At 47.6% G+C, this 16617-nt stretch carries 17 protein-coding genes; 12 read left to right on the top strand and 5 right to left on the bottom strand.

Annotated features, from left to right (window positions below; genetic code table 11):
- Positions 1 to 68 precede the first annotated feature (68 nt).
- The 6 genes from G9G54_RS21810 (at position 69) to G9G54_RS21835 (ending at position 6127) form a co-directional block, all read left to right on the top strand.
- Positions 69 to 1688: an ABC transporter substrate-binding protein gene (locus G9G54_RS21810; RefSeq protein ID WP_165179588.1), complete on the top strand. Its 1620-nt coding sequence runs from the start codon at positions 69 to 71 to the stop codon at positions 1686 to 1688.
- Between the two features lie 73 nt (positions 1689 to 1761).
- A complete protein-coding gene (locus G9G54_RS21815) occupies positions 1762 to 2712 on the top strand; it encodes an ABC transporter permease (protein ID WP_023986565.1) in 951 nt (316 codons plus the stop codon).
- A gap of 4 nt (positions 2713 to 2716) precedes the next feature.
- A complete protein-coding gene (locus tag G9G54_RS21820; RefSeq protein WP_069290853.1) occupies positions 2717 to 3562 on the top strand; it encodes an ABC transporter permease in 846 nt (281 codons plus the stop codon).
- Positions 3563 to 3629: 67 nt separating this feature from the next.
- On the top strand, positions 3630 to 4667 hold the full coding sequence (locus tag G9G54_RS21825) for an ABC transporter ATP-binding protein (RefSeq protein ID WP_165179589.1): 1038 nt from the start codon (positions 3630 to 3632) through the stop codon (positions 4665 to 4667).
- Positions 4639 to 5622, top strand: a complete 984-nt coding sequence (locus G9G54_RS21830) for an ABC transporter ATP-binding protein (RefSeq protein WP_165179590.1) — start codon at positions 4639 to 4641, stop codon at positions 5620 to 5622. The genes G9G54_RS21825 and G9G54_RS21830 overlap by 29 nt, the downstream gene beginning before the upstream one ends.
- Before the next feature lie 49 nt (positions 5623 to 5671).
- Positions 5672 to 6127 carry a hypothetical protein gene (locus tag G9G54_RS21835; RefSeq protein ID WP_165179591.1) on the top strand — a complete coding sequence of 152 codons (456 nt, stop codon included), beginning with the start codon at positions 5672 to 5674 and terminating at the stop codon, positions 6125 to 6127.
- Positions 6128 to 6198: 71 nt separating this feature from the next.
- Here G9G54_RS21835 and G9G54_RS21840 read toward each other — a convergent pair whose 3' ends face one another.
- Complete coding sequence (locus G9G54_RS21840; protein ID WP_165179592.1) at positions 6199 to 6813, bottom strand: hypothetical protein; 615 nt, start codon at positions 6811 to 6813, stop codon at positions 6199 to 6201.
- The gene (locus G9G54_RS21845; protein WP_165179593.1) at positions 6806 to 7729 is read right to left on the bottom strand and encodes a hypothetical protein; all 924 of its coding nucleotides are present in this window, start codon (positions 7727 to 7729) and stop codon (positions 6806 to 6808) included. The genes G9G54_RS21840 and G9G54_RS21845 overlap by 8 nt, the downstream gene beginning before the upstream one ends.
- A 117-nt stretch (positions 7730 to 7846) precedes the next feature.
- On the opposite strand from G9G54_RS21845, the gene G9G54_RS21850 reads away from it, so the two are divergent.
- From G9G54_RS21850 to G9G54_RS21865, 4 genes are all read left to right on the top strand, one after another.
- Positions 7847 to 8404 carry a GNAT family N-acetyltransferase gene (locus G9G54_RS21850; protein WP_165179594.1) on the top strand — a complete coding sequence of 186 codons (558 nt, stop codon included), beginning with the start codon at positions 7847 to 7849 and terminating at the stop codon, positions 8402 to 8404.
- Positions 8405 to 8653: 249 nt separating this feature from the next.
- On the top strand, positions 8654 to 9952 hold the full coding sequence (locus G9G54_RS21855; protein ID WP_165179595.1) for an ABC transporter substrate-binding protein: 1299 nt from the start codon (positions 8654 to 8656) through the stop codon (positions 9950 to 9952).
- A 38-nt stretch (positions 9953 to 9990) separates the two neighbouring features.
- The gene (locus G9G54_RS21860) at positions 9991 to 10863 is read left to right on the top strand and encodes a carbohydrate ABC transporter permease (RefSeq protein WP_061830759.1); all 873 of its coding nucleotides are present in this window, start codon (positions 9991 to 9993) and stop codon (positions 10861 to 10863) included.
- Positions 10853 to 11683 (top strand): carbohydrate ABC transporter permease, encoded by an 831-nt coding sequence (locus G9G54_RS21865; RefSeq protein ID WP_013308340.1) that lies wholly within the window; start codon positions 10853 to 10855, stop codon positions 11681 to 11683. The genes G9G54_RS21860 and G9G54_RS21865 overlap by 11 nt, the downstream gene beginning before the upstream one ends.
- Before the next feature lie 10 nt (positions 11684 to 11693).
- On the opposite strand, the gene G9G54_RS21870 is transcribed toward G9G54_RS21865, so the two are convergent.
- Entirely contained in the window at positions 11694 to 12530 is an 837-nt protein-coding gene (locus tag G9G54_RS21870; RefSeq protein WP_165179596.1) for a helix-turn-helix transcriptional regulator, read from the bottom strand.
- Between the two features lie 138 nt (positions 12531 to 12668).
- Here G9G54_RS21870 and G9G54_RS21875 point away from each other — a divergent pair, with 138 nt between their 5' ends.
- Complete coding sequence (locus G9G54_RS21875) at positions 12669 to 13955, top strand: Gfo/Idh/MocA family protein (protein WP_165179597.1); 1287 nt, start codon at positions 12669 to 12671, stop codon at positions 13953 to 13955.
- Positions 13956 to 14066: 111 nt separating this feature from the next.
- Here G9G54_RS21875 and G9G54_RS21880 read toward each other — a convergent pair whose 3' ends face one another.
- Positions 14067 to 14906: a carbonic anhydrase gene (locus G9G54_RS21880; RefSeq protein WP_165179598.1), complete on the bottom strand. Its 840-nt coding sequence runs from the start codon at positions 14904 to 14906 to the stop codon at positions 14067 to 14069.
- Positions 14907 to 15130: 224 nt separating this feature from the next.
- On the opposite strand from G9G54_RS21880, the gene adhP reads away from it, so the two are divergent.
- Positions 15131 to 16147 carry an alcohol dehydrogenase AdhP gene (gene adhP, locus G9G54_RS21885; protein ID WP_061830749.1) on the top strand — a complete coding sequence of 339 codons (1017 nt, stop codon included), beginning with the start codon at positions 15131 to 15133 and terminating at the stop codon, positions 16145 to 16147.
- A gap of 80 nt (positions 16148 to 16227) precedes the next feature.
- On the opposite strand, the gene G9G54_RS21890 is transcribed toward adhP, so the two are convergent.
- Complete coding sequence (locus G9G54_RS21890) at positions 16228 to 16593, bottom strand: winged helix-turn-helix transcriptional regulator (RefSeq protein ID WP_069292048.1); 366 nt, start codon at positions 16591 to 16593, stop codon at positions 16228 to 16230.
- Between the last annotated feature and the right edge of the window lie 24 nt (positions 16594 to 16617).

Raw genomic sequence — 16617 nt, forward strand, 5'->3', positions numbered from 1 at the left:
TTGTATATCCGACTATTCCGATTTATAATAAATTTATTACATACTAAGTGGACACGGGGGCTAGAGCGATGCGTCGTAATTTGACTGGTGTATTGGTATTTATTGTATTGATGTTGGTTGTAAGTGCATGCTCCGGCGGGAATTCTGGATCTACGTCTGAGACGAATGGGAATACACCCGGTACAGCTACCACAACAGCTGATAACGGACAGCCTAAAGATGGCGGCAGCCTGATCATTGGCGTACAAGCTGATCCGGTGGTGCTGAATCCGAACTATGCGGGTGATCGGGTAAGTCTGACGATAGATCAGGCGATATTCGCACCATTGTTTCAAGTGAACAATGGCAAAAAGACATTTTATTTGGCAGACAGTCTGACTCCTTCAGCAGACAAGCTGACTTATACACTAAAACTAAAAAAAAATCTGACTTGGCATGATGGCGAGAAGCTGACAGCTGACGATGTTGTTTTCACCATTAACAAAATTTTGGACGAGAAGCAGCACAGCTTTTTGAGAAGTAATTTTATGGTTAATGGCAAACCGGTTCAGGCGAGCAAGGTTGATGATACAACGGTGGATTTCAAGCTTCCTCAGCCAGCTCCTGCTTTTGAGGCAGCACTGGTACAGGTATCCCCGATTCCGAAGCACATTTTCGAGAATGAAGCGGATATTGAGAAGAGCACAAAAAACAACTCTCCGATTGGATCTGGTCCTTTCAAATTTAAAGAGTACAAAACCGGTGAGTACGTTACACTCGAACGGTTCGATAACTATGTTGGCGGAAAGCCGCATCTGGATTCAGTAACATACCGGATTGTTAAAGATTCAAATGCTGCGAATTTGGCCCTTCAAAATGGTGAGATCAATGTAAACTATCTCGATCCGCAAAATGTGGAGACCATTAAAGCAACAGATAAGTTTGACATTTTCCCTTACAGCGAAGGTCGCTTGGCTTATCTGATGTTTAATGAAAACAGTGATACGAAGCAGTTGAACAAAAAAGAAGTACGTCAGGCGCTTTCTTATGCATTGAATCAGGATGAATTGATCCAGGTATCCTATGGCTCCAAGGATTATGCAGATACTGCAAAATCTGCTCTGACACAGGATGTACTGTATCACACGAACGACGTTGCATTTTTTAATAATGATGTGAACAAGGCAAAAGAGCTGCTGAAATCGGCTGGCGCTGAAGGACTGAAGCTGCGCATTATCATTCCGGGCGGCAACAAGGTACAAGAAGCACAGGCGCTCTATATCCAGCAGAAGTTAAAGGACATAGGCGTTCAGCTGGACGTGAACAGCATGGATTCCTCGGCATGGTCGCAAAAATTCGTCGATACGAATGCCAAGGACTTCGATCTGGCGATCAGCGGCTATATCATGGGATATGACCCTGACGCATATCGTATTTTGTATAGCACCGGATCATCCTCCAACTATTCGCATTATTCAAATAAAGAAGTGGATAAGCTGCTGGAAGAGGGCGCGGGTGAGTCGGATACGACTAAACGTGGAGCAATTTATAAAAAGGTACAAGAGCTGCTGGCTGAGGATGCTGTCATCTACCCGATTGCTTACACCAAGACTATTGTAGCCTTCGACAAGCAGTATGGCGGTATTGATCAGGCTGTGTTAAAGCCGGTCGTGATTTTCGAGGATTTGTCCAAAATTTATCACAAATAAGACAGGGTTTTCAAAAATAAGCTGGGATTCACCAGCTTATTTTTTTCGAAAACAGCAAGGGGAAGGGAAACGTATGAGACAACTCATCGCCAGAAGGTTGCTGCAAGTTATACCGATGCTATTTTTCGTGTCCATCGTCTGCTTCGGCTTGATCAAGCTGGCTCCAGGTGATCCGGTTCTCTCTTTTGTTACACCGAATATGCATCTGGAAGACATTGAACGAATGAGGCATAGCTTGGGGCTGGACCAGCCTGCTTATGTGCAGTACATATTATGGCTTAAAAAGAGCCTGACGGGTGATCTCGGCTACTCGCTAATTAATCACCAGCCTGTGCTGGATCAGATTCTCGATCGTCTGCCGGCTACAGCCGGGTTAATGGGCGCCTCCATCATACTGGCTGTGCTAATTGCGATTCCACTCGGTTTGACGGCTGCGGCTAATCGGAATCGCTGGATCGACAAGCTCATTAATCTGATGTCGTACATCGGAATTTCTGTTCCGCTATTTTGGCTCGGTATTTTACTTATTTATTTGTTTGCGATTTATCTGCATTGGCTTCCGAGTACAGGAATGCGTACCATCGGTACGGACTCGGTGCTAGATGTAATCAAGCATGGGATTTTACCATGTTTTGTACTGGCCTTCGGCTTTCTGTCTGTGTATGTGAGGTACATCCGTTCCAGCACGATTACGCAGCTCAAGGAAGAGTATGTGCAGATTCAATACGCGTTCGGATCTGGAAAAAGACTGGTTTTGTTTCGACATGTGCTTAAGCATGTGCTGTTGCCCATCATTACGCTGCTCGGAATGTCGGTTGCGGACCTGGTGGCTGGAGCCATTGTGACGGAGACGGTATTTTCCTGGCCGGGCATTGGCTCGCTGGGCATGACGGCGGTAAAAGGGATGGATTATCCCGTCATCATGGGGATTACTTTATTTTCCGCTCTGCTGCTGATCCTGGGTAATCTGCTTGCGGATATCTTGTACAGCATTGCGGACCCGAGAATTAAATCAACGAGGTGAATTCATGAATCGGAGCAAATGGCGCAACATCGGGATCGAGCTGATGACGAGCAAAATGGGCGCCGTCGCTCTCATACTATTGATCGTATTCTCGCTGGGGGCGATTTTCGCATTTTTATCGCCGCAGGACCCGAATAAGTTGAACGTGCTGGAGCGTCTCCAACCACCGGGAGCGGCACACTGGTTTGGGACGGATGATTATGGGCGGGACTATTTTACAAGAGCACTGTACGGCGGACGTGTATCATTGCTGGTAGGCTTCGCGTCCATGATTATTGCGACCAGTATTGGTGCAGTGGTAGGGATTGTGAGCGGGTATTTTGGAGGATGGATCGACAATCTGCTTATGCGGGTTTTGGAGCTGATCATGTCAATTCCGTCTTTCTTGGTTATTTTGCTGCTGAGTGTGTTTTTGAAGCCGGGCGTCGGCAATATCATTGTCATTATAGCCCTGCTCATGTGGATGAACATTGCCCGTGTGGTTCGTGCAGAGACAATGACGTTGCGCGAACGGGAGTATGTACTATACGCCAAAGCTTCGGGACAAAGTACGTTGGGTATTATTATGAAGCATATCGTACCGAATCTGATTCCGGTAATTATCGTAGGGGCGACGAACAATATCGCTTCAGCGATTATGATGGAATCGTCACTGAGCTTCCTCGGCTTTGGTGTTCAGCTGCCGAACGCTACATGGGGCAGTATGCTGAATAATGCCCAAGGATATATTGCACAGGCCCCATATATGGCATTATTTCCGGGTCTACTTATTTTACTGACTGTGTTGAGCTTTAATGTTTTGGGAGATGTGCTGCGTGTAGGCTTTGAACCCAAATTAGTAAAACGATGATTCATAGATTCATAGTACAGGTCCATTACAAATGGCTCCAGGAGCGACAGGAAGGAGCGAAAACACAATGACAGAACATCTACTGTCCGTCGAACAGCTGGAGGTCTCCTTTTTCACTCGTGAAGGGGAAAATCAGGCAGTTCGAGGGGTTAGCTTTCATATTGATGCTGGAGAAACGGTAGGAATCGTAGGAGAATCCGGGAGCGGCAAAAGTGTTACAGCGAAAGCGATCATGTCGATGATTGCACCACCCGGTAAGCGGCTGAATGGCGATATCCGTTACCGGGGACAAAGTCTGACCGCTCTGATGGAAAAGCAATGGCGCAAAATACGCGGAAACCAGATTGCAATGGTCTTTCAGGACCCGATGACCTCACTAAATCCGGTCAAAAAGGTGGGCTATCACCTGGTCGAGGTGATTCGCAGACATCGAGGACTGAGCAAGGAAGCGGCTACGCAAGCAGCTGTAGAACTGCTGAGACAAGTAGGCATTACCGAGCCGGAGCGCCGAATGAACCAATACCCGCATCAATTCAGCGGCGGGATGCGTCAGCGGGTGATGATTGCCATGGCGCTCTCGTGTAGCCCGGAGCTGCTGATTGCAGATGAGCCGACTACAGCGCTGGATGTGACGATTCAGGCGCAAATCTTGGAGCTGCTCAAGACACTGAAGCAGCAATCCGACATGTCCATTGCTCTGATTACCCATGATCTGGGCGTCGTCGCTCAGGTGTGTAGCCGTGTCATCGTGATGTACGGCGGTATGGTAATGGAAGAGGGGCGTGTGGACGATATCTTCTATCGTCCGGGCCACCCGTATACGCAGGGCCTGCTGCGTTCTGTGCCCCAGCGTACGAACGGCTTCCGCGAGCGGCTGGTGCCGATTGAGGGCACGCCGCCGGACCTGCTGAACCCGCCATCGGGCTGTCCGTTCATGGAACGGTGCCCGCATGCGTTTGCCCGCTGTGTAGAGCGGCCGCCGATGGTGGAGCTGCGCCCGGATCAGCGAGCAGCCTGCTGGTTGAACGAGCCGGACGCCGTGCCTGCTGGAGTCTACGAGACGCCCGAAGCGGACCATGCGGAAGGGGGGAATAACGGTGAGTGAAGCACATAATGGATTGGGTGAGCATCAGCCCTTGGTAGAGGTACACCAGCTTAAGAAGCATTTTGTGACCGCAAAGGATTTGTTAGGGCGTAGCTCTGAAGTGCTCAAAGCGGTAGATGGCGTGAGCTTTCAAATCAGGCGTGGCGAGACGTTTGGACTGGTCGGTGAGTCAGGTAGTGGGAAATCAACGGTTGGACGCTGTCTGACGCGATTATACGATTATACAGAAGGTACGGTGCGCTTTGATGGTCAGGATATTTCCAAGCTGAACGATAAACAGCTCAAGCCGCTGCGTCGGCGCATTCAGAGCATTTTTCAGGACCCATATTCCTCTCTTAATCCGGGTATGAACGTGCTTGACCTGATCGGTGAGCCGATGGATATTCACAGACTGCATCAGGGCAGTGAGCGTAAGGATGCTGTAGTGGCTTTGCTTGAGAAGGTAGGGCTGAAGCGGGAGCATCTGTATCGCTACTCGCACGAGTTCAGCGGCGGGCAGCGCCAGCGGATTTCCATCGCTCGTGCTCTGTCCGTGAACCCCGAGTTCATCGTCTGTGACGAGCCGATTTCGGCACTGGATGTGTCCATCCAAGCGCAGGTCATTAACACGCTGGAGGATCTCCAGCAGGAGTTCGGGCTGACGTACCTGTTCATCGCCCATGACTTGTCGATGGTGCGGCATATTTCAGACCGAATCGGTGTGATGTACCATGGGCGACTGGTAGAAGTAGCCGATGCAGATGAACTGTATGAGCAGCCCGCTCACCCCTACACGCAGGCGCTGCTATCCTCCATCCCTGTGCCTGATCCGAGAGCGGTCGGAGAGCAAGGGGGACTGGGAGGAGGCTTGGCCCAACCAGACGGTTCATTAGTATGGGACAAGGATAACAACAGTGCAACCGAGCTGAGAGAAATCAGTCCCGGCCATTATGTAGCATACCCGGTTAACCTTTAGGGTTAAGATCGGTTGTATGATGTGCATGACCCAAAGGAGGTAAAAAACGATGACTGAATCGACGAAAAGAGTACGTATTTCCCAATGGGACGCGCTCTTGCTGGAATCATTACGCTCTTTAGGCTGGTCCCAAGAGGAATTAATCCGTCGCGTGCAGCAAAATGAGCTGCCAACGGACGGACCATCCGATTTTGATTATACAGAGCTTGTCACCGGGCTGGCGTCCCAAGAGCCGGAGGTGTTTGTCAGCACGGTAACGGACGGATATCAGATCAAGTACAATACGATCCGGGGCATTCGTTCGTGGATTGCCGTTGCGTTCGGGCGGGAGCCTGAGCTGTCACTAGAGGAAGGAAGCGAAGCCGTTACATCCGAACTGACGAAGGCTGAGTATGATCGGCTGGAGAGAGTGCTTTCGTTAGGATGGTTCATCCAGGAAGTACATCCCGCGGCGGGCGAGACTTCAGGATTATACCGAATCGTGCCTGCTGCACAGACGAATTAAATCATGGGGATGGAGTAACACCATTCACCAGAAATGGAAACGAGCTGACCGTGAAGGCCAGCTCGTTTTTTTTAATGCAATCCTTCTTCATCTTTTTTATTCAGCATAACCAGACTATTGTGAATAACCCGTGTCATGCAGTAAAAGCAGGCCATTCTGGCGGTTTGCATTATAGCTCCCAACAACATGGACATCGATTCCATATCGGAAAAGTGTCGGATAAGAATCCGATTAATAATTCCTTCACCAAACCAGACAAAATATAGCGGAACAATCATCTTTTGAATATAACGGGCTTTGCGCTCCAATTCGGGGTGGAGCGCAAAGTACCTGTAAATATGGGTGAATGTATTAGAGAATCCCCACAAGTTAATAAAAGGAATCATGCGAGCAATGGCTCCCACGGTACGAATCGGATAATCGGAATGCTTTTGCCGGATGGCTTTATGTACTTGAACTAGCCAGATCAGATAGGTTACAAAACACAAGTAGTACAGCACAAAGCTAAAAACTGTAAATTTTTGCTCCAGCTCGTATAGATGATCATAATAAAAATCATTTGCGTAGATATACACTAATGTAAAAATAAGGATGAGAAATTCGCCTATAGTGCCCACTGCTAGTAAGGCTTGATGTACGCTGCCAGCTGTCTTAGATGGGAATGCTTTGGAATCTGGATCATTCAAGATGTACTTCCTCCCAGTCTAGTTGCTTCAAATACACGATAGCATCCTCCAGTGTTTCTACGGGGATAATGCGTAACTTGAGTCCATGCTCCTTTTGAACTCGGGCAGCCTCTGCTTCGTTGCCTTCCTCACCGTACCATTCATAATCTGCCGGTACGAAGAATAGATCAACCTTTGCCGCCTCGGCTCCCAGCAGCTTTTGCTCCAGCCCACCGACCGATCCGACATCTCCGTATTCTTCCATCGTGCCAGAGCCTGCGATTTTGTGACGTCCGCCATCTGAAAAGTCGATATTATTGGCTTCCTCATACAGTCCGATACCTGTCATCAGACCCAAGGAATTTCCCGAAAGATCCTGCAAATGAGTCAATAGCTCCGCATAGCGAGCATCCTCCAATTTGTTAAGATTCGAGAAAGTCGCCGTAGCCCCAGCTGTGTCGCTGTCTACGCTTAATTCCGTCGCTGCATGTACGGCTTGCATGGCAGAATATTTTAGCGTGTCCGTCTCTGTAAGGTCCTTCAAATAAGAGTCCACTTCATCAGGGGCAAGAGGTTCAAATTTAATCGCTCCCCCAGATACATTTTCACTGGAATATACATTCCAACGCTCCAGGAGATTGTTAGCAATACCCGTTTGCACAGACGCAAAAAACACGCTTCCCTGAACGCCAAGATCTTTGACCGGATGCATTTCTCCCTGCAAAATATACTGCGCAGGCATAGGCCTTGTTCCAATAAAGGCAGCGATAGCGGGGATCAGCAGCAGCGCGAAGATGAGTATACGTTCTTTGTTTATGCCAAATATCTTTTTGAGGAGATATGGATTACGGCTTGGCACCTCATTCACAACCTTTCCAACTGTTCTCATACGGATATCATCGGTTGAAATGATTAGAAAGGTTACATTTTTCACCATAAATGACCGATAAGAGTATAGTAGTATTCATATTTTTTACGCTCTGCCAGATCATCAGACGCTCATTTTTTATGCTATATTTTATACATAAGGAAAATTTGAGAGTTGAGGTGCAGCATGACATCAATGAATATTGTCGAATCATCCGTCAAACCAGGATTAATGGCTTTTCAGGCAAGCACTGAAGATCAGGAGCAGGTTCAGGAGTTAATTTTAAAGACGGCCAGATGGCTGCACAGTAAAGGCTCTACGCAATGGGGACGCTTACTAAAAGGTAAAGATGATCATAACCTAGGCGGCGCTATTGCACGCGGAGAAGTGGTTATTTTCCGAGCATCAGAGGATCATAGCTTGGCAGGCGCAGTGATCTTACAGCAGCAGCCCAGTGCATGGGACCGTAAGTTGTGGGGACTAGACGAAACGGATTCTGAAGGAGGAACCTCAGTATATTTGCATCGTTTGGTTGTGGATCGCGATAGCACCGGGAAGGGGCTAGGCCGTGAGCTGATGCAATGGATTGAACAAGGCATCCACTTCACAGGCAAGGATCGAATCCGTTTAGACTGTATTGCGGGCAATGACAAGCTTAGTGAGTTTTACAGACAATGCGGTTATACGTATATAGGCGAAACGAACGGCTATAATATTTTTGAAAAGATGCTAATAAAGTCATAGAAAACGGAATCATACTGAAGGAATACGAAAGAAGGAAGCAGGTGATCTGCATTCTTCTTTTTTTGCTGTATAGCCCTTTACTTTCTCTTGGTCGCTGTCATATCAGAGCCCCCAAAAGAAAAAATTATATAAAAATGAAAATGGGGATATCGCGCCTCCCCCTTCTACATATGATGATAGGGAAAGTTTTGTAAGCGCTTCAAAAGAAGAGCGACATACAACCATGCGAAGCTACAGGAGGCGGTTAAGGTGGACAATTACATGAGCTGGATAAAGATTGGATTTTTCCTCAGCGTTCTGTTTTTACTTGCAGCGGCATGCAGTACCTCTCCCAAAATAGAGGAGACAGAAGGGCAAAAAGTGCGACTTACAATGCAGGCTTGGGGTAATCCTGCGGAGGTGAAGGTGTATCAGCGGGCGCTGGATGCATTTGAAAAGGAAAACCCAAATATCGAGGTTAAGCTGGTGCCTGTACCGGGAGACCAATATGAGCAAAAGCTGTTGACACAGCTTCAGGGAAGTCGCGGACCGGATGTGTTTTATTCGTATGAATCGACGATTGCGCGTTTGATCGGGGCGAAGCAGGTACAGCCTTTGGGTGAGTTTTTAAAAAGTGATGCGAGTGATGTGAAGGCTGAGGATTTTCCGGAAGGATTGTGGGGACCGGCAAAGCGTGATGGGGAAATTTATGGGGTCACTCCCGACTCAAACCCAATGGTCATGTATTACAACAAAAAGGTATTTAAGGAAGCAGGCGTGAAGACGCCGCAAGAATACTATGACGAAGGCAAGTGGAATTGGGACGCCTTTGAAGAGGTTACATCCAAGCTGAAGGCAGCCGGAAAGCAGGGTTATATTGCGGAAAACTGGTGGGCTCACTGGTATTCATGGGTGTGGTCGAATGGCGGTCAGATCTTTGATGAACAAGGCAAATATGTGCTGGACCACAATGAAAAGGGCAAGGAAGCCTTCGGTTTTATGTACGATATGGTGAAAAAGGGAAATGCGGTATATCTCGGCTCGCTTCCCAAAGGGCAAGGGGCTGACGCGATGTTCATGTCCAATCAAGTCGGTATGCTGGCGGCGGGAAGATGGCTGGAACCCTTGTTTAGCCAAAATAAAAGCCTCGACTTCGATTATATCTACTGGCCATCCAATACCGGTAAGAATGAGCCCGTTGCCATTCCGGTTGCCTATGTAGCTGTAAACAAAAATAGTCTGCATGTGCAAGAGGCCATGAAGTTGGCAGCATTCTACGTCTCTGTGAAGGGGCAGGAGGCCCGGCTGGTTGAAGGTGGGAATGCCATGGGTACGCTTGCTGCCGCAGATGAGAGCATTATGAAAAAGGCGACCATTGAGCATTCAAGCTATTTGACCGAAGGACGTAACATAGGGCATGCTCATGGATCTGCACTGGCCTATGATGCTCAGGTGCCAGGGCTGAACTCGGATATCACGGAAACCATCGACCTGATGTTCCTGGGCAAGCAGGATGCTGCGGCAACCATTGAAAAGTTGAATCAGATCATATCCAAGGCGGTCAAGTAGGCACGGGATGGGCCGTGACCGGGGAGGAAGGTGACAAGATGCAGAAAAAGCATCAAGCGCTGTGGGGCTATCTATTCATTGGCCCCCAGTTTTTGGGTCTGTTATGTTTTTCGCTGTTGCCGTTGCTATATGCGCTTTACTTAAGCTTTGTAAACTGGGATGGATTTGGCGTACCCTTGTTTGTCGGCTTGGACAATTTCAAGGGCCAATTATCTGATCCTGATTTTTGGAAGGCACTCATCAATACGATGTACTATATGGTGCTGGTCATTCCGGCGGGGATTATATTGGCCCTGCTCGTAGCCATCGTGCTCAACAAAGTGAAGGGCAAGGAAATTTATCGCTTGTTCTTTTTCATGCCTGTCGTAACCAGTTCGGTATCGGTTGGTGTCATCTGGATGTGGATACTGAACGGCGAATTTGGCATTTTAAATCATCTGCTGCGAGCGATTGGGATTACAGGCCCGATGTGGCTTACCGATACGCAGTGGGTGATTCCGTCGATTGCGCTTTTGAGCATATGGCTGGGACTGGGATATAATATGGTCATTTTTCTGGCAGGACTCCAGGGTATCTCCAAAAGCTATTACGAGGCAGCGGAAATTGACGGGGCCAGCAAGTTCCAGCAGCTAAGGTATATTACATTGCCGCTGTTGTCACCAACGACCTTTTTTGTGACCATCATGATGGTCATCAGTTCTTTTCAGGTGTTCGATCAGGCGTTTGTCATGACGAATGGAGGGCCAGCTAAAGCAAGTTATACACTGGTGTACCACATTTATGATCAGGCGTTCATTGACTTCACGATGGGAGAAAGTGCCGCGGCAGCAATGATTTTGTTCGTGATCATTCTCGTATTTACACTGTTGCAATTTAAAATGCAAAAGAGGTGGGTGCACTATGGAGATTAGTTCCAGAGGTAGGGTATTCCTGCGCCATGTGCTGCTCGCTGTCGGCTCTTTAGTCATGTTTTTTCCATTCCTGTGGACTGTTCTAAGTTCCCTGAAGGATATTTCTCAAATTTTCGTCGTCCCACCTCAATGGATTCCTGATCCGTTCGTATGGAGCAACTATCCGGCATCGCTGGAGGCGATGCCCTTCGTGCAGGCGTATATGAACAGCTTTTACATTACGGTGATCATCGTGACAGCGACACTGATTAGCGCGTCTATGGCGGCGTATGCTTTTGCTAAAATCCGATTTCCGGGCTCGAATATACTGTTTATCTTGTTCCTCGCTACGATGATGGTGCCCAAGCAGGTGACGATGATTCCGTTATATTTGGTGATGGATCGCATCGGTTGGCTGGATACGCATTGGTCGCTGATCGTACCTGGAGCCTTGTTTAATGCATTCGCAGTGTTTCTGCTCCGCCAGTTCGTCATGGGTATCCCACGCGATCTAGAGGAAGCGGCGGTAATGGATGGGGCGGGCTACATTCGTATTTACTGGAGCGTCATTTTGCCACTCATTCGTCCGGCATTGGCGGCGATAGGGATTTTCACCTTTTTGGGTGCCTGGAACAGCTTTCTTGATCCGCTTATCTATCTCAATACACCGGAGAAATTCACGGTTCCGCTTTTACTTAACAATTTCAAAGGGTTATATACCGCCGATTGGTCACTGATGATGGCGGGTACCACCATTTCTGTCGTCCCGGTGCTAATCGTCTACATCATTGCCCAAAAGCAAATTATTGAAGGCATCACCTTGACGGGAATTAAGGGGTAGGGGCATCTCTCTACTCCTTTTTGTATTTTTTTCGGTACTGTAGTGGGGTGTGCCCGGTAAGGTGCTTGAATACACGACCAAAGTGAGCGATGCTGTCAAAACCCGTTTTTTCAGCAATGGAAGTCACTTTCCAGCTTGTTTCTCTTAAATACGCCCGAGCCTGCTGGACCCGCACATCCTGAAGATATTCTACTAAGGTAAAACCTGTTGTCTGCTTGAAAATACGGCATAAATACGTGCTGCTAATATAAAAATGCTCAGCCAGCTGATCTAGCGACAGGCTCTCGTCATAATGAGCATGCAAGTATGCGATGACCGAGTACACGCGCTGCTGCTTTTCGCTACGTTCCGGTGCAATGGTATCGGCAGTGGCCGATTGTATGCGCCGGATGCGGATAAGGAGCTGGAGTAGCAAGCTCTGGAGATATAGCTGGCGGTAGGCATGTTCTTGGTGGTATTCATCTAGCATTTGCCGGAATAGGTGCTCCAGCTCGCATTGTTCTTCCGCGGAGGGGCGAAGCAGAAAGCTTTTCTCTGGCAGAAGAAGCTGGTTCTGATCGCTGGAGGGAGAGACGGTTATTGACGAGGCTGCAAATTCTTCATCAAAGTTAATCAAAATCCGTTCATGGCTACCGCTACCCTTGTTACTCGTACGGTGAAAATCATGTTTGCTGATCCAAATCAGATCGCCCTTCTGGAGCGCATATACCCGCTGATTAATGTAGTAGTAGCGCTCTCCTGCCAGCAAATAATAGATTTCGTGCGCTTGGTGGACATGGTCGGCGGACATGCTGAATGGCACTTTCCGCAACGCTTGCTCGATGGCAAAACGGGGTGTAGCGATCATATCGATAGTCTCCTTTAATGAAGGAATACATAAGGATAATATATGTATACTTTACGGGAAAAATCATAATAAAAGCGAAGATTTTGCTCTTTCTTATACTATAAAATAAAAGCAATTCATGTAAAGGGTGTGAACCAATTGGCTAAAATCAAATATGCACTTGTGGGTACTGGAGGAAGAGCCGAATTTTTTTACGGTGAAGTTGTTACCGTTTTCAAAGATACCTCGGAGCTGATCGCGTTCTGTGACGTCAATCAGACGAGAATGGATTATGCCAATCAGCTGCTGCAGGAGAAATACGAGCATGAGCCGATTCCGACCTATAAAGCTCACGAGTTTGATCGGATGATCGCGGAGACGAAGCCGGATATCGTCATTGTCACGACCATTGACCGGGTGCATCATCGGTATATTATCCGGGCGATGGAGCTGGGCTGTGATGTCATTTCCGAGAAGCCGATGACGGTGGATGAAGATAAATGCCAAGACATTTTGGATGCCATAGACCGCACGGGACGGAAGCTACGCGTCACCTTTAACTACCGCTATGCGCCGCATAATACGAAAATCCGTGAGCTGATCATGGACGGAACGATCGGAGAGGTGCTGTCAGTCAATTTCGAATGGCTGCTGAATACACAGCATGGCGCGGATTATTTCCGTCGGTGGCACCGGGACAAGCGCAATAGCGGCGGTCTGTTGGTGCATAAATCGACGCATCATTTTGATTTGATGAACTTCTGGCTTGGCTCGAAACCGGAGACGGTGTATGCGATGGGAGATCTGAAATTTTACGGCCGGGAAAATGCGGAGCAGCGTGGCGTGACGGAGTTTTATCAACGGGCTTACGGCAGCAAGGCAGCGGAAAATGACCCCTTTGCGCTACACCTGGACCGTAACGAGCATCTAAAAAGCATGTATCTGGATGCTGAGCATGAGGATGGCTATGTGCGGGATCAAAGCGTATTTGGCGACAATATCAGCATTGAAGATACGCTGAGTGTCATGGTGAAGTATCAGAACAAGACGGTAATGAACTATTCGCTGAATGCTTACATGCCTTGGGAGGGCTTTATCATCGTATTTAACGGCACGAAGGGACGGATGGAGGTTCGGGTATCCGAGCAATCCTATGTTAATTCCGGTGGCAGCAAGGCAGATGAGGGTGCGCTAAAAGAGAAGACCATCACCATCTATCCCCACTTTGCAGCGCCTTATGAAGTCGAAGTAGAGGAAGGCCAGGGTGGTCATGGCGGAGGAGATCCAGTTATGCTGCGTGATATTTTCGATAAGCCGGCAGAGGATCGGTTTCATCGTGCGGCCTCACATATGGACGGTGCATGGTCCATTTTAACAGGCATTGCCGCCAACCGTTCTATGCGTACAGGTCAACCGGTGAAGGTGGAGGAACTGGTGCGCTTGTAATGAGCAGTAAATGTAATACCGAAAAGCCCCCTCTAACTAGATGAATAGAGGGGGCTTTTGGGGTGTATTTATATATAGAATGCACCTTACATCTTACGGCACTTTATTTTATTATTTATCGGCAGTCAGTTCCCGGGTTCCCAGTTGTTGTACAGGACGATGGTTATCCGGAAAAATGGCAGCAAACTGGTTGATTTGGTCTGCGGACATTTCAATAGGCTGCTCCAGCACTGTCCAATTTACATGTTCTGTGCATGGCGGGGTAGTCAGCGATCCATTGTACCGAACGGAGTGCAGGTCTTTTGGCAGCAGCGCAGCGAGATCTATTTCTTCATCTAGAGCCGTCGCTTCTTGGGAATTATCCTTCGGTAGTTTGGACCAAATGCGGTTGAAAGCCTTGTTTTCTTTGCCACTTTGGATAAGGACTCCTAAGACAGCTGTGCTTCCGTTGTCGCTTTGATGGACAAAATGAAGCTCCATCTCAGCATTTTTACCATCTATTTGGTGTTCGCTCGGGTGATGAAAATGAAACTGCTTTAAAGTGAATTTAGTACCGTCCAGCATGATGCTATTGCTGGCATCGGCAACATTGATTTGCACAGTGTGCCCATTATTCAAAATGGATGCTTTCGTATTAGTGTAATGAACTTGCAGCGGTTGCTGCGTTTGCGATGCTTCCAAATGGGTATGCTCTATATTGACAGGAGATTGTTCGTGGCCGTTACCACAAGCAACAAAATCTTTTTCCAGCTCTCCCCAATGCTCCGGTCCCTGATCTCCTTCATAAGACCAGTGCGGGCCTTTTTGAACAACCGCATGAGCGTTGGTAGCTGATGAGGATGAAGTGCTGGTGGTACTAGAAATGGCGGGCTGTGAATTGCATCCTGTTACTGACACAACCAAGATAATGGCAAATATGCTGAACAGGCAACCTTTCCAGTTTTTTTTCATGTTTCTTTATCCTTCTTCCAAATAGAGTATGTGAAACTTTTTACATTGTAAATTATTGTACAAAGTTCCTACAAGGGTCCAAGGACTTAGAAAGAAGCATTTTTCGATTAAATAGTTTTAAGTTAGTAAGTTAGATTTATGTTTGTCCTTTTTGGGCAAGAGTTACTATAATAATGGAGTGTGCATTACAAAATAATTCCATATTGTTTAAAGGAGAGATCTACATGAAAGCAGCAATTGTTACAAAAGACAAGAAAGTCAGTGTAGAAGAGAAACCTTTACGCTCCCTGAAGCATGGGGAAGCGTTAGTCCAAGTCGAGTATTGCGGAGTTTGCCACACAGATTTACATGTAAAAAATGCAGATTTCGGTGATGTCACAGGCAGAGTTCTGGGGCATGAAGGTATTGGGAAAGTCATTGAATTAGGTGAAGGAGTAACCAGTCTTAAGATTGGTGATCGCGTAAGTATTGCCTGGATGTTCCAAAGCTGCGGTCACTGCGAATATTGCCTAACCGGGCGGGAAACGCTGTGTCGTGAAGTTAAAAATGCCGGATATACGGTAGACGGTGCAATGGCAGAGCAATGTATTGTCACAGCTGACTACGCGGTCAAAGTACCAGATAGTCTTGATCCTGCCGCTGCAAGTAGTGTAACTTGCGCAGGGGTTACCACATATAAAGCAGTTAAAGTAAGTGAAGTCAAACCAGGACAATGGATCGGTATCTTCGGCATTGGTGGCTTGGGTAACCTGGCTGTGCAATACGCCAAAAATGTATTCAATGCTAAAGTTGTAGCCTTTGACATCAGTGATGAAAAACTAGAACTGGCCAAACAAATTGGTGCTGACTATATCGTTAACAGCATGAAAGAAGATCCGGTCGCTCGAGCTAAGGAGTTAACAAACGGTGCTGGTCTGGATGCAACCGTGGTTACTGCTGTTGCCAAAACACCTTTCAACCAGGCCATCGACGTTGTGAAGGCCGGCGCGCGTGTCGTAGCTGTAGGTCTCCCAACCGATAAGATGGATCTGGACATTCCACGCCTGGTTCTGGACGGCATTCAAGTTATTGGCTCCTTGGTCGGCACTCGTGAAGACCTTAAAGAAGCGTTCCAGTTCGCTGCAGAAGGTAAAGTCGTCCCTCTTGTACAAAAACGTCCGCTCGAAGACATTAATGAGATCTTCGAGGAGATGGAGCAGGGCAAAATTCAAGGACGCATGGTCATTGATTTCACAAATTAAAATGATGTCCAATTCGTAACCCTTGGAATTCGGAGAGAGAGAAAGCGCCTGCTGATGTATTGCGGGCGCTCTTTTTGGCTTTACAAATTATTCAGAATGTTATCTTCCAAAACCGCAGATTTATCCCCGTATTCTTTAATAATATGTCTTTCTCCCCAAGCACAAAGAGAATCTAAAATGCCTTTCAGACTACATCCATATTCACTAAGCTCGTACTCCACCTTGGGTGGAACCTGATTATAGCTAATCCGATTGACAATGCCGTCTTCCTCTAATTCACGAAGCTGCTGAGTCAGCATTTTTTGTGTTATGGAAGGCATCATCCGTTTTAATTCGCTTGTCCGCATCTTTCCATGTGTCAAATGACACAGAATGACGCATTTCCATTTCCCCCCGATCACCTCTAACGTCGCCTCAACAGAGATATTGTATTTTTTCTTCCCCAATGCCGATCCCCCCATGTGTATCGC

This window comes from Paenibacillus sp. EKM212P (assembly GCF_011066115.1).
Taxonomy (GTDB): Bacteria; Bacillota; Bacilli; order Paenibacillales; family Paenibacillaceae; genus Paenibacillus; species Paenibacillus polymyxa_B.

Excerpts from the sequence above, each read along its gene's own strand:
- G9G54_RS21810 (WP_165179588.1), top strand. The coding sequence starts at position 69 with ATGCGTCGTAATTTGACTGGTGTATTGGTATTTATTGTATTGATGTTG.
- G9G54_RS21815 (WP_023986565.1), top strand. The coding sequence starts at position 1,762 with ATGAGACAACTCATCGCCAGAAGGTTGCTGCAAGTTATACCGATGCTA.
- G9G54_RS21820 (WP_069290853.1), top strand. The coding sequence starts at position 2,717 with ATGAATCGGAGCAAATGGCGCAACATCGGGATCGAGCTGATGACGAGC.
- G9G54_RS21825 (WP_165179589.1), top strand. The coding sequence starts at position 3,630 with ATGACAGAACATCTACTGTCCGTCGAACAGCTGGAGGTCTCCTTTTTC.
- G9G54_RS21830 (WP_165179590.1), top strand. The coding sequence starts at position 4,639 with ATGCGGAAGGGGGGAATAACGGTGAGTGAAGCACATAATGGATTGGGT.
- G9G54_RS21835 (WP_165179591.1), top strand. The coding sequence starts at position 5,672 with ATGACTGAATCGACGAAAAGAGTACGTATTTCCCAATGGGACGCGCTC.
- G9G54_RS21845 (WP_165179593.1), bottom strand. The coding sequence starts at position 7,729 with ATGGTGAAAAATGTAACCTTTCTAATCATTTCAACCGATGATATCCGT.
- G9G54_RS21850 (WP_165179594.1), top strand. The coding sequence starts at position 7,847 with ATGACATCAATGAATATTGTCGAATCATCCGTCAAACCAGGATTAATG.
- G9G54_RS21860 (WP_061830759.1), top strand. The coding sequence starts at position 9,991 with ATGCAGAAAAAGCATCAAGCGCTGTGGGGCTATCTATTCATTGGCCCC.
- G9G54_RS21865 (WP_013308340.1), top strand. The coding sequence starts at position 10,853 with ATGGAGATTAGTTCCAGAGGTAGGGTATTCCTGCGCCATGTGCTGCTC.
- G9G54_RS21870 (WP_165179596.1), bottom strand. The coding sequence starts at position 12,530 with ATGATCGCTACACCCCGTTTTGCCATCGAGCAAGCGTTGCGGAAAGTG.
- G9G54_RS21880 (WP_165179598.1), bottom strand. The coding sequence starts at position 14,906 with ATGAAAAAAAACTGGAAAGGTTGCCTGTTCAGCATATTTGCCATTATC.
- adhP (WP_061830749.1), top strand. The coding sequence starts at position 15,131 with ATGAAAGCAGCAATTGTTACAAAAGACAAGAAAGTCAGTGTAGAAGAG.